Genomic DNA, 12,529 nt, shown 5'->3' with positions numbered 1-12,529 from the left:
CTGAGTGATGACTGACACCACCACGAAGTCCCAGGAGGCGGCCGCCGTGCCGCCTCCTGGGCGCGCGTCCGAAAAGAAGCGGGTCCGGCAGGGGCACAAGCGCCTGCTGACCCGCCGCGACCGGATCACGCTCGCCTTCATGGCCGGCGTGCCGACGATCCTCCATGTCCTCCTCGTCTGGGTGACCGCACTCGCCTCGATCCTGCTGGCCTTCACCACCTGGGACGGCATCGGCTTCGACTCCATCAAATGGGTCGGGTTCGACAACTTCCAGCAACTCTTCAGCGACAACCCGCAGTTCTGGCCCGCCGTCCAGCACAACGTCATCTGGTTCGTCGTCCTCATCCTGATCCCGACGCCGTTCGGCCTGTTCCTGGCCGTGCAGTTGGACAAGAGGATCCGGTTCACCCGGGTCTACCAGACGGCGTTCTTCCTGCCGGTCGTCATCTCCATGGCGTGCATCGGGTTCGTCTGGCAGCTGATCTACAACCCGGACACGGGCCTGATCAACAGCATCATCGGCGCCAACAAGCCGGGCCACTACATCGACTGGATCGGCGACCCGAAGCTCAATCTGTGGGCGGTGCTGATCGCCGCGTCCTGGCGGCACGCCGGCTACATGATGATCCTGTACCTGGCCGGCCTGAAGAGCGTCGACCCGTCGCTGCGCGAGGCCTCGGCCCTCGACGGCGCCAACGAGTGGCAGACGTTCAAGAACGTCATCTTCCCGACCCTGCGGCCGACCAACACGGTCGTCCTGGTCGTCACCATCATCGAGGCGCTGCGCGCCTTCGACCTGGTCTTCGTCTTCAACAAGGGCGCCCAGGGCACCGAGTTGCTCTCCATCCTGGTGACCAACAACATCATCGGCGAGTCCAGCCGCATCGGTTACGGCTCGGCGATCGCGGTGGTCCTGCTGGTCATCTCGCTGATCGTGATCATCCCGTATCTGATCGCGACCTTCCGGAAGGAGCGGCGCGCATGAGCACCGTGAGCGCGCTGGCCAAGCAGCGCACCCCGATCCGTCCGGCCCGCGTCCTGCTGCACGTGTTCCTCGCCCTCACGGCGCTGGCGTGGCTCGCCCCGCTGCTGTGGGCGATCTTCTCGGCGCTGCGCCCGTACAGCGAGACCAGCGACCGCGGTTACGTGTCCTGGCCGCACACGCTGAACTTCGACAACTTCAAGAACGCGTTCACGCAGTCGGACATGACCCACTACTTCATGAACACAGTGATCATCGCGGTCCCGGCCGTGCTGATCACGCTGTTCCTGTCGTCGATGGTCGCGTTCTACGTCAGCCGCTTCGACTTCCGGCTCAACCTGGCGCTGCTGCTGGTGTTCACGGCGGGCAACCTGCTGCCGCAGCAGGTCATCATCACCCCGCTGTACCGGATGTACCTGCTGACGAACCTGCCGGGCATCACCGCGAGCGGCAAGCTGTACGACTCGGCGCTCGGCCTGGTGCTGATCCATGTGGCGTTCCAGTCCGGGTTCTGCGCGTTCGTGCTCAGCAACTACATGCGGTCGCTGCCGCACGAGCTGACCGAGGCCGCGCTGGTGGACGGCGCGTCGGTGTGGCGGCTGTACTGGCAGATCACGCTGCCGCTGTGCCGGCCGGCGATGGCGGCCCTGGCGACCCTGTTGTCGATCTGGATCTACAACGACTTCTTCTGGGCGCTGGTGCTGATCTCGACCGGAGAGAACATGCCGATCACCTCGGCGCTGAACAACCTCTCCGGCCAGTACTTCACCGACCCGAACCTGGTCGCCGCCGGTTCCCTGCTCACCGCGATCCCGACGCTGGTCGTGTACTTCGCGCTCCAGAAGCAGTTCGTCAGCGGTCTGACCCTGGGCTCCGCCAAGGGCTGATCCGGCCCCCTCTGAAAGAGAACCCCGTGCACAACCCGTTCACCCCGGTCGCCTCCTTGCCCGTGGACACGCGCACCGCCCGTGTCCACGAGGAGGGCTGGCAGTCCTGGTCACCGAGCGGCTCCTACGCTCTCGGCGCCGCCCCGCACCGCCCGAGGAACGACAACTGGGCGACCGTGTGTTACCGCCCCGGCCGCAGTGTGCCCGCCGGGGCCTTCCAGGGCGAGGGCCTGCTGGCGCTCGACCCGGGCGACGGCTCCCCGGTCCGCGTCTGGGCGGCGACGAACCCGCTGCACGAGGTGCCGTCGGTCCGGCTGACCGTCACGGGCGGCGCCGCCGAGATCGAGGCGGACGGCACGGTCAAGGAGTGGACCGGCGCGGACATCCAGTCCGCGCTGGCCGGGTGGGCGGACTCCCTGGCCCTGCCGGCCCCCCGCCCGGCACCCACCGTCTGGTGCTCCTGGTACGAGTACTTCACGGCCGTCACCGAGGACGACATCCACGAGAACCTGCGGGCGATGGACACCCTCGACCTGCCGATCGACGTGGTGCAGATCGACGACGGCTACCAGAGCGCCCTGGGCGACTGGCTGAACCTCTCCGGCCGCTTCCGCTGCCGGCGGGGCATCGCGGACGCCATCCGCGCCCGCGGCCGCCGGGCGGGCATCTGGACGGCGCCCTTCCTGGTCGACCCGGCGAGCGCCCTCGCCGAGACGTACCCGGACTGGCTGGTCCGCGACCCCGACGGCAACCCGCTGCACGCGGGCCGCAACTGGGGCCACGACCTGTACGTCCTGGACACCACCCACCCAGCCGCCGCGGCCTACCTCACCGACGTCTTCGCGACGCTGCGCGCCGAGGGATACGACTACTTCAAGGTCGACTTCCTCTACGCGGGCGCGATGGACGGCGTACGGCACTCGGGCGCGGACCCGCTCACGGCGTACCGCCTCGGGATCGCCCTGATCCGCGAGGCGATCGGCGCGGACGCCTATCTGCTGGGCTGCGGGGCGCCGATCCTGCCCTCCATCGGCCTGTTCGACGCCATGCGGGTCAGCCCCGACACGGCCCCGCACCGCCGCCCCGAGGCCGATGACTACAGCCAGCCGGGCCAGGACCCGGCCGAGTTCACCGGCGTCGGCCGCCAGTGGCAGCACGGCCGGCTCTGGATCAACGACCCCGACTGTCTGATGGCCCGCCCCGCCGTGGAGACCCGCGCCCGCTGGGCGGCCCATGTGGAGGCCGTCGGCGGCCTGGTCGCCTCCAGCGACCGGCTGCTCTCCCTCGACCCGTGGGGCGTGGACACGACCCGCCGCCTTCTCACCGGAGCAACCGGAGTCCACCGATGACCGACCGCACCCTCTCCGTCCCGGGCATCGCCTACGGCGGCGACTACAACCCCGAGCAGTGGCCCGAGGAGGTGTGGGCCGAGGACGTCCGTCTGATGCGCGAGGCAGGCGTCAACATGGTGAGCGTCGGAATCTTCTCGTGGGCGTTGATGGAGCCGTCCGAGGGTGTCCACGACTTCTCACGGATGGACAGGATCCTCGACCTCCTCCACGAGAACGGCATCGCCGCCGACCTCGCCACCCCGACGGCCGCTCCCCCGGCCTGGTTCTTCCGCGCCCACCCCGAGGCGCTCCCGGTGGACCACGACGGCCGCACCCTGTCGTACGGCAGCCGGCAGACGTTCTGCCCGAGCAGCCCCGCCTACCGCGAGGCCGCGCTCAGGATCGCGGGCGCCATCGCCGGACGGTACGCGAGCCACCCGGCCGTGAAGATGTGGCACGTCCACAACGAGTACGGCTGCCACAACGCGGCCTGCTACTGCGACACCAGCGCGGAGTCCTTCCGCCGCTGGCTGCGCGCGAAGTACGCCGACGACCTGGCCGCCCTCAACGCCGCCTGGGGCACCACCTTCTGGAGCCAGTGGTACTACGACTGGGACGAGATCCTGCCGCCCCGCGCGACCGGTGCCGTACCCAACCCGACGCACCAGCTGGACTGGCGCCGGTTCTGCTCGGACGAGCTGCTGTCGCTGTACAGGGCGGAGCGTGACGTGCTCCGGGAGGCGGCCCCGTCGATCCCCGCCACCACCAACTTCATGGTGATGCACAACTTCGACGCCCTCGACTACTGGCGCTGGGCACCGGAGCTGGACGTGGTGGCCAACGACCACTATCTGATGTCCACGGACCCGGAGTCGGAGATCGACATCGCGCTCAGCGGTGACGTGATGCGGTCGCTTGCGGGCGGCCCCTGGCTGCTGATGGAGCACTCGACGGGTGCGGTGAACTGGCAGCCCGTCAACCGGGCGAAGGCTCCTGGTGAATTGCGCCGCAACGCGCTCGCGCATGTGGCGCACGGCGCGGACGGCATCTGCTACTTCCAGTGGCGGGCGGCGAAGGCGGGCGCCGAGCAGTGGCACTCGGCGATGCTGCCCCATGCCGGGACCGACAGCCAGATCTGGCGGGACGTGGTCCGACTGGGCGCGGATCTGCGGGCGTTGGCGGAGGTGCGGGGCAGCACCGGCACCGCCGAGGTGGCCGTGGTCTGGGACTGGGACGCCCGCTGGGCGGTGGAGTTCCCCTCCCAGCCGAGCGGCGAACTGCGCTACCTGGACGTCGTCCGCGCCTGGTACGAGCCGCTGTGGCGGGCGGGGGTGGCCGTGGACTTCGTCCGCCCGGACGCCGATCTGTCGGCCTACCGGGTGGTCCTGGCGCCGAGCCTGTACCTGGTGGACGACGCGGGCGCGGCCAGCCTGACGTCCTTCGCCGAGGCAGGCGGCACCCTCGCCGTCGGCTTCCACAGCGGCATGGTGGACGAGAACAGCCATGTCCGGCTGGGTGGTTACCCGGGCGCGTTCCGCGACGTGCTGGGCGTCCGCACGGACGAGCTGTTCCCGCTGCTGCCGGATGAGCGGGTGCGGCTGAGCGGGGGCGGCACGGGCTCGCTCTGGTCGGAGCGGGTGCGGCCGGAGGGCGCCGAGGTGGTCATGTCGTACGCCGACGGCCCGCTGTCGGGTGTCCCCGCGGTGACACGGCACGCGTACGGCACGGGCAGCGCCTGGTACCTGGCGACCCTGCCCGACGCGGAGACCCTCGCGGGGCTGCTCGACCGGATCGGTACGGAAGCGGGCGTGGCCGCGGGCCGCACCGCACCGGCGGGCGTGGAGGTCACCCTGCGGCGCGGTACGGACGCGGACTACGTGTTCGTGATCGACCACGCCGGACAGGGCGCCGAGGTCGCGGTGGCGGCGGGATCGGTGGAGCTGCTGTCCGGGAAGCCGGCCGACGGCACGGTCACCGTGGCCCCGGGCGAGATCGCCGTCGTACGGGAGCCGCGCGGTCAGTGAGCCGCGTCCAGGCGGGCCCGCTGGTCGGGGGTCAGCTCCAGGTCCACGGCGGCGAGGTTCTCCTCCAGCTGGGCCACCGACGACACCCTGGCCAGCGGGACGACCGGCAGCGGCCCGGCCAGCAGCCAGGCGTGGGGGAGTCTTCAGCTTGAAGTGCGCTTCAGGTCAAGGGCCTCGAGCGCATCAGCGCTGTGCCGCGAACGGGCCGTCCAGTGCCGCCCACTGGAGCAGCATGATCGTCTTGGCGTCGGCGATCTCGCCGGTGCGGATCATCTGCAGGGCCTGGCGGAAGGGGAGTTCGAGGATCTCGATGTCCTCGCCCTCCTCGTCCAGGCCGCCGCCCTCGTGGGTGCGGGTGGAGGGGGTGTAGGCGGCCGCGTAGAAGGAGATCCGTTCGGTGACCGAGCCGGGGCTCATGTAGACGTCGAAGACGTGCTGGACGTCGCCGACCGTGTGGCCGGTCTCCTCGACGACCTCGCGGCGGACCGCGTGTTCCGGGTGCTCGTCCTCGGCGTCCAGGAGGCCCGCCGGGGTCTCGATCAGCATGCCGTCGGGGTGGCCGTTGACGTACACCGGGAAGCGGAACTGGCGGGTGAGCAGGACGGTTTCGCGCTCGGCGTCGTAGAGGAGGAGCGTGGCGCCGTTGCCGCGGTCGTGGGTCTCGCGTTCCTCGGTGCGCCAGGTGCCGTCGGCGTGCTGGTAGTCGAAGGTGGTGGCCCGCTCGACGTACCAGTGGCTGGACAGCAGTTTCACCTCCCGGACCCTCACGCGCGGGTTGCCGGTCACGTCCAGGCCGGTACGGTCGAGTCCGGTGCGGCCCCGGCGGTCGGGGGTGTCGACTCCGGCGGTCATCGGGCACCGGCCGGGCGGACGGGGGCGTTCAGGTCACTCATGATCACCTGTCTACCACCCGCCCGTGTCCGGCAGGCGTCCCGCTAGTGCACTTCGGCCCGCGCCGGGCCCTCGTCGAGGAAGCCGCCCGACTGGTGCTGCCACAGCTTGGCGTAGGCGCCCTCGGCGGCCAGCAGTTCGTGGTGCGTGCCCTGCTCGACGATCCGGCCGCGGTCCAGGACCACGAGCCGGTCCATGGAGGCGACCGTGCTCAGCCGGTGCGCCACCACCAGTGCCGTACGCCCCTCCATGAGCCGCCACAGCGCCTCCTGGACCAGCATCTCGCTCTCGGAGTCCAGCGCGCTGGTCGCCTCGTCCAGGAGCAGGATCGGGGCGTCCCGCAGAATCGCCCGGGCCAGGGCGACCCGCTGGCGCTGGCCGCCGGAGAGCTTGACGCCACGCTCGCCGACCATCGTGTCGAAGCCGTCCGGCAGCGCGTCGGCGAACTCCGTGACGTGGGCCGCCTCGGCGGCGAGCCTGATCTCGGCGTCGGTGGCGTCGGGCCGGGCGAAGGCGATGTTGTCCCTCAGGGTGCGGTGGAACATCGCCGGGTCCTGCGGTACGTAGGCGATCTGGCTGCGCAGGTCGGCCTGGCGCAGCCGGCTGATGTCCTGGCCGCCGATCGTGATCCGTCCGGCGTCGATGTCGGTCATCCGCAGCAGCAGCCGGGTGAGCGTGGTCTTGCCGCCGCCCGACCGGCCGACGAAACCGAACTTCGAGCCGCTGGGGACGTCCAGCTCAAGCCCTTCGAAAAGCGGTTTGGCACCCGCGTGGGTGAAGGAGACCTTCTCGAAGCGGACGTCGGCGGCCCGGGGCGCGAGCGGTTCCGGGGTCACCGGATCGAGCACGGTCGGCGGCTCCAGGAGCAGTTCGGTGAACTGGGCCGCCTCCGTCATGGAGCTCTCCATGCGCCGGTAGATCTGGTTGAACTCGAACATGATCCGGGTGGCGTTGGTGTAGTAGGTGAAGGCGACCACGACGGCCTCCACGCTGTGCCCGCCGCCGGCCAGCGCCACCGCGAGCAGCAGACCCAGCGCGTTGGTCGCGACGGACATCGGCGCGACGAAGGTGTCGATGCGCAGGTTGCCGTAGTCCCAGGAGCGCAGGGTGCGCCGCCGCGATTCGGCGACCCGGGACCGGTGTTCGGCGGCCTCCCGCTCCTCGGCGGCGAACGCCCGGACCGTGTCCATGTTCATCAGGCTGTCGGCGACATGCCCCGACACCCGGGCGATCGCCTCCTCCCGCTGGTCGACCAGCCGCTGCCGGCGGCGGATCAGCGGCAGCACGCACACCGCCGTCACCGCGATCATCGCAAGGAGCGCGACGACGAGAAGCGGCTGGTAGCGCCACAGCACCACCGACCCGAACGCCAGCGGCACGAAGCTGCCCACGATGTTGAAGGTGAGCGTGTCGCCGAACTCCTCGAAGCGGGTGGCGAAGCTCAGCACCCGCTTGGTGAGCGAGCCCGCGAAGTTGTCGTGGAAGAACGCTGCGTCCTTCGCGAACAGTTCGTTCATGCCGATGACGTACAGCTGCTCGATACCGAGGGCGTCCAGGCGGTTCAGGGCGTGCAGACCGATCCGCCAGAGCGTCTCCGCCAGCAGCAGGACACCGGCGAAAGCGAGGACGTACGGCAGTGTGGTGCCGAGGCTCAGGCCGTGGCCGTCGGCGATCCGGCCGACCAGCTTGGCCACGACCAGCGGTGCCAGGTAGTTGATTCCGATGTTGCCGAGCGCCGGCAGCAGCATCGCGGGCAGCGTGAGCCACTTGAGTCGGGCCAGTTCCCGTCCGTAGAAGCGGAGTGCGAGCAGGACGGCGCCCTTGCGCGGACCGTTCGCAGGTAAATCGACAGAGGATGTCATCTCAACCCTGTGTAGTCGTCGCACGGCGTGCCGAGTCGGCCGCCGCATCTCCGCGGCGGCCTGGAATCGGCAGGTCAGGAAAGGGAAGTGTGCCGTGACGACGGTCACTGAGTCCACGTGTTTTCCGGACGGCGGCTACTGTGCGAACACGCGGTCGATCCGGTCCTCGCACCGCTCCCGGTCCGCGTCCGGCAGGCCGAGGAGTCGCTCGGTCTCCGCCGTGTCGGGCAGGGGCCCGTGATCCCCCGTCACCTTGAGCGCGGAGACCGCGGTGATGTGGCCGAGCCGCAGGGCACGGACCGTCGTCTCGCCGCGCAGCAGCCCGGCCAGGAAGCCCGCCGCGAACGCATCGCCCGCTCGCACGGGTTCCACCACCGTCGTACGCAGCGCGGGCACCGTGCGGACGCTGTTCGCGGTGACGGCCGTGACGGCCCGGGCGCCGCCGACGCCGACGGCGGTCGCCCCGGCGGCCAGGTGGGCCCGGGCGGCGGGGACGTCGACGCCACCCACCGGGACGAGCACGGCGTCGGGGAACGGGCCGCGCAACGCCTTCAGGTAGGCCGCTCCCCCGGCCTCGGCGGCGGGGAAGAGCTTCAGCGCGGCCGCGCCCCGGGCTTGCGCGGCGATGACGTCGGTGGGGGTCAGCACGCCCGCCAGGACCGGCATGCCGAGTTGCAGCGCGGTGTCGGCGCCGGCGCCCAGGCCGGGGGTGACCACGAAGGCGGCGCCCGCGCGGTGGGCGGCCCGGGCGTCGGCGGCGGTCAGCACGGTGCCGGCTCCCAGCGGCCGGTCGGGTCCCAGCTCCTTGCGGGCCCGGGCGAGGACGGTGGGCGCGTCACCCTCGTCGCCGCGCTCGGCACCGACCGTCTGGACGGGGCCCCGCTGCTGCCCGGCCGCCCCGACCGGCTTCGGCTGCGGGGACTGGACCCGGCGGCGCGCTACCGGGACAGGGCGACGGGAACGACGTACAGCGGAGCCCATCTGCTCCACTACGGCCTGCCGTTCGCCGGGAGCGCCGATCAGAAACCACTGCGCAGGCGGCAACGCCGTAGCCGCCGCGGCCAACCACTTGCACCGCTCCACCCGCTCGGCCGCCGGCAGACTCAGCGCCGCGCTGCGTCCGGTACACGATCGCCCAGCTCACCGAGGACTCCGTCCGCGCCGGGAGGAGTCGCGGGGCGCCGCACGCTGACGGCCGGAACCGGGAGCCGCCGGTCGTGCGGCGCTCAGATCGCCGCGCGAACGGCCCGCTCGAAGCCCTCGACGTGGCTGCGGGCGAGCCGTGCCGCCCGGTCGGGGTCACCGGCGACGATCGCCTCGATCAACGGTCCGTGCTCGTCGACATGGCCCGCCATGTCGGACAGCCGGTCCACGAACAGGCACCAGATACGGGTGGCCAGGTTGTCGTGGCGGACAAGGGTGTCCTCCAGGTACGGGTTGCGCGTGGCCGCGTAGACGGCGCGGTGGACCTGGAGGTCCAGGCGCATCAACTCGGCGGCGTCGCGCCCGCCGGAGTCCACGCTCTCCAGCTCCCGCCGCAGAGCGGTCAGCCTCGCCCGGTCCGTGGCCGTGGCGCGCCGCGCGGCCTGGGCGGCGGCCAGCGGCTCCAGCTCCAGGCGCACCTCGGAGATATGGGCCAGGTCGGTGATGTTGACGTCGGTGGCGAAGGTGCCGCGCCGGGGATAGGTCGTGATCAGGCGCTCGTACTGGAGTCGCTTGAGCGCCTCGCGCACCGGGGTCCGTCCGACGCCGAGGGACTGCGCCAGCTGCTCCTCGTTGATCGGCGCGCCCGGGCGGATGTCGAGCATGACGAGCTGGTCGCGGATGGCGCGATAGGCGCGCTCGGCGAGGGACAGCTCCTCGTCCCCGGGCTCCCCGCCCCTGGACTCCCGGCCTCCGGGATCGGCCGCCGCCTGCTGCATGGATGCCCCCTTGACCTGTCCGGCGAGCTCCCATACCTTACCGCACAGGCTGATATATCAGTTGCTCATTAGTCGCTCATTAACTGGCTCCCAGGATGGTGCACAGATGGCAACGACCCCGTCGACCACCACGCTCGCCTCCTCCCTCTCCCTCCCGCTCGGCGAACTCGACCCCGACGTCGCCGCCGCGATCGCCGCCGAGCTGCACCGTCAGCAGTCCACCCTCGAGATGATCGCCTCGGAGAACTTCGCCCCGGCCGCCGTCATGGAGGCCCAGGGCTCGGTGCTGACCAACAAGTACGCCGAGGGCTACCCGGGCCGCCGCTACTACGGCGGCTGCGAACACGTCGACGTCATCGAGCGGTTGGCCATCGCCCGGGTGAAGGAACTGTTCGGCGCCGAGGCCGCGAACGTGCAGCCCCACTCGGGCGCCCAGGCCAACGCGGCCGCGATGTTCGCGCTGCTCGACCCCGGGGACACGATCCTCGGCCTCGATCTGGCGCACGGCGGTCACCTGACCCACGGCATGCGCCTCAACTACTCCGGCAAGCTGTACGACGTCGTGCCGTACCACGTGCGCGGGTCCGACCTGCGCATCGACATGGACGAGGTCGAACAACTCGCCCTCACGCACCGGCCAAGGATGATCGTCGCCGGCTGGTCGGCGTACCCGAGGCAGCTGGACTTCGCGGCCTTCCGGCGGATCGCCGACGCCGTGGGCGCGTATCTGATGGTGGACATGGCGCACTTCGCCGGGCTGGTCGCCGCGGGCCTGCACCCGAACCCCGTGCCGTACGCCGACGTCGTCACGACCACCACCCACAAGACCCTGGGCGGCCCGCGCGGCGGTGTGATCCTCAGCCGTGCCGACCTGGCCAAGAAGATCAACTCCGCGGTGTTCCCGGGCCAGCAGGGCGGCCCGCTGGAGCATGTCATCGCGGCGAAGGCGGTGGCCTTCAAGGTGGCTGCGGGCGAGGAGTTCAGGGAGCGCCAGCGGCGCACCCTGGAGGGCGCGCGCGTCCTCGCCGGACGGCTGCTGGCCGACGACGTCGCCGAGGCCGGGATCACCGTGCTGACCGGCGGCACCGAAGTCCACCTGGTCCTCGTCGACCTGCGCGACTCCGCGCTCGACGGGCGCCAGGCCGAGGACCGGCTGCACCGCATCGGCATCACCGTCAACCGCAACGCGGTGCCCTTCGACCCACGTCCGCCGATGGTGTCCTCGGGGCTGCGGATCGGCACCCCGGCCCTGGCCACCCGGGGCTTCGGGGCGACGGAGTTCCGGGAGGTCGCCGACATCATCGCCGAGGCCCTCAAGGGCGAACAGCCCGACGCCGAACTGCGCGCCCGGGTCCAGAAGCTCGCCGACGCCTTCCCCCTCTACGTCCAGGGGGCTGCGGCATGACCGCCGAACCGCTGCCCGAACACCCGGACTTCCTGTGGCGCACGCCCGAGCCGAAGCGCTCGTACGACGTCGTCATCGTCGGCGCGGGCGGCCATGGCCTGGCCACCGCCTACTACCTCGCCAAGAACCACGGCATCACCGATGTGGCCGTCCTGGAGAAGGGCTGGCTGGCCGGCGGCAACATGGCGCGCAACACCACGATCATCCGCTCCAACTACCTGTGGGACGAGAGCGCGGCGATCTACGAGTACGCACTCAAGCTGTGGGAGGGGCTCCCCGAGGAACTGGACTACGACTTCCTGTTCAGCCAGCGCGGCGTCCTCAACCTCGCGCACACCCTCCAGGACGTCCGCGAGGGCGTGCGCCGCGTCAACGCCAACCGCCTCAACGGGGTCGACGCCCAGTGGCTCGAACCGGACGAGATCGCCGAGGTCTGCCCCATCCTCAACGTCTCGCCGCACACCCGTTATCCGGTCCTCGGCGGCACCTTCCAGCCCCGGGCCGGCATCGCCAAGCACGACCACGTCGCCTGGGCGCTGGCCCGCCGCGCCGACGAGCTGGGCGTCGACCTGATCCAGGGTTGCGAGGTCACCGGTTTCCTCCAGGACGGCGACCGGGTCGTGGGCGTCGAGACCAGCCGCGGCCGCATCCTCGCCGGGCGGGTCGGCCTCGCGTCCGCCGGGCACAGCAGTGTGCTGGCCGAGCGGGCCGGCTTCCGGTTGCCCGTGCAGTCCCACCCGCTCCAGGCCCTCGTCTCCGAACTGCACGAGCCGGTGCACCCGACCGTCGTCATGTCGAACCACGTGCACGTCTATGTCTCCCAGGCCCACAAGGGCGAGCTGGTGATGGGTGCCGGCGTCGACTCGTACAACGGGTACGGGCAGCGCGGCTCCTTCCACGTGATCGAGCAGCAGATGGCCGCCGCCGTCGAGCTGTTCCCGATCTTCGCCCGTGCGCATGTGCTGCGGACCTGGGGCGGCATCGTCGACGTCACCCCGGACGCCTCCCCGATCATCGGCACCACCCCCGTCGGGAACCTCTACGTCAACTGCGGCTGGGGCACCGGCGGGTTCAAGGCCACCCCGGCCGCCGGCTGGACCTTCGCGCACACCATCGCCACCGGCGAACCGCACCCGCTGAACGCCCCCTTCGCCCTCGAACGCTTCACGACGGGCGCGTTGATCGACGAACACGGCGCAGCAGCCGTGGCCCACTGAGGAGGACG

Annotated in this window: 10 protein-coding genes and 2 pseudogenes; 7 read left to right on the top strand and 5 right to left on the bottom strand. The window is 70.9% G+C overall.

All coding sequences use genetic code 11. From position 1 onward, the window contains the following. Window positions 1-4 precede the first annotated feature (4 nt). From ACZ7OO_RS35595 to ACZ7OO_RS35580, 4 genes are read left to right on the top strand one after another with little or no spacing between them, the layout of a single operon-like run. Window positions 5-985 carry a carbohydrate ABC transporter permease gene (locus tag ACZ7OO_RS35595; protein WP_471511353.1) on the top strand — a complete coding sequence of 327 codons (981 nt, stop codon included), beginning with the start codon at window positions 5-7 and terminating at the stop codon, window positions 983-985. Further along, on the top strand, window positions 982-1,869 hold the full coding sequence (locus tag ACZ7OO_RS35590; RefSeq protein WP_471511351.1) for a carbohydrate ABC transporter permease: 888 nt from the start codon (window positions 982-984) through the stop codon (window positions 1,867-1,869). The genes ACZ7OO_RS35595 and ACZ7OO_RS35590 overlap by 4 nt, the downstream gene beginning before the upstream one ends. 26 nt (window positions 1,870-1,895) lie before the next feature. Further along, entirely contained in the window at window positions 1,896-3,218 is a 1,323-nt protein-coding gene (locus ACZ7OO_RS35585; protein WP_471511349.1) for a glycoside hydrolase family 36 protein, read from the top strand. Continuing rightward, on the top strand, window positions 3,215-5,224 hold the full coding sequence (locus ACZ7OO_RS35580) for a beta-galactosidase (protein ID WP_471511347.1): 2,010 nt from the start codon (window positions 3,215-3,217) through the stop codon (window positions 5,222-5,224). Before ACZ7OO_RS35585 ends, ACZ7OO_RS35580 begins: the two co-directional genes overlap by 4 nt. Here the strand turns inward: ACZ7OO_RS35580 and ACZ7OO_RS35575 are convergent. The 4 genes and pseudogenes from ACZ7OO_RS35575 to ACZ7OO_RS35560 all read right to left on the bottom strand — a co-directional run. Then, a pseudogene (locus ACZ7OO_RS35575) lies at window positions 5,218-5,355 on the bottom strand (aldo/keto reductase); the annotation flags it as partial. The gene ACZ7OO_RS35580 and the pseudogene ACZ7OO_RS35575 sit on opposite strands and share 7 nt — an antisense overlap. A 52-nt stretch (window positions 5,356-5,407) precedes the next feature. After that, a complete protein-coding gene (locus ACZ7OO_RS35570) occupies window positions 5,408-6,076 on the bottom strand; it encodes an NUDIX domain-containing protein (protein WP_471511345.1) in 669 nt (222 codons plus the stop codon). A gap of 83 nt (window positions 6,077-6,159) precedes the next feature. Beyond that, window positions 6,160-7,977, bottom strand: coding sequence for an ABC transporter ATP-binding protein (locus ACZ7OO_RS35565; RefSeq protein ID WP_471511344.1), 1,818 nt, complete (start codon window positions 7,975-7,977; stop codon window positions 6,160-6,162). A 135-nt stretch (window positions 7,978-8,112) separates the two neighbouring features. Continuing rightward, window positions 8,113-8,745: a PfkB family carbohydrate kinase gene (locus tag ACZ7OO_RS35560; RefSeq protein ID WP_471511342.1), complete on the bottom strand. Its 633-nt coding sequence runs from the start codon at window positions 8,743-8,745 to the stop codon at window positions 8,113-8,115. On the opposite strand from ACZ7OO_RS35560, the pseudogene ACZ7OO_RS35555 reads away from it, so the two are divergent. Further along, window positions 8,713-8,934: pseudogene (locus tag ACZ7OO_RS35555) on the top strand (hypothetical protein); the annotation flags it as partial. The gene ACZ7OO_RS35560 and the pseudogene ACZ7OO_RS35555 overlap by 33 nt on opposite strands. Before the next feature lie 269 nt (window positions 8,935-9,203). Here ACZ7OO_RS35555 and ACZ7OO_RS35550 read toward each other — a convergent pair. Beyond that, complete coding sequence (locus ACZ7OO_RS35550) at window positions 9,204-9,899, bottom strand: GntR family transcriptional regulator (RefSeq protein ID WP_471511340.1); 696 nt, start codon at window positions 9,897-9,899, stop codon at window positions 9,204-9,206. Between the two features lie 106 nt (window positions 9,900-10,005). On the opposite strand from ACZ7OO_RS35550, the gene glyA reads away from it, so the two are divergent. Further along, entirely contained in the window at window positions 10,006-11,304 is a 1,299-nt protein-coding gene (gene glyA, locus ACZ7OO_RS35545; protein ID WP_471511338.1) for a serine hydroxymethyltransferase, read from the top strand. After that, window positions 11,301-12,521, top strand: a complete 1,221-nt coding sequence (locus tag ACZ7OO_RS35540) for a sarcosine oxidase subunit beta family protein (protein ID WP_471511336.1) — start codon at window positions 11,301-11,303, stop codon at window positions 12,519-12,521. The genes glyA and ACZ7OO_RS35540 overlap by 4 nt, the downstream gene beginning before the upstream one ends. Window positions 12,522-12,529: the final 8 nt, after the last annotated feature.

The sequence above is a fragment of the Streptomyces sp. NPDC111744 genome, from assembly GCF_055634995.1.
Note: the sequence above shows the minus strand (reverse complement) of the source record. Positions and strands in the feature narration are given on the sequence as shown.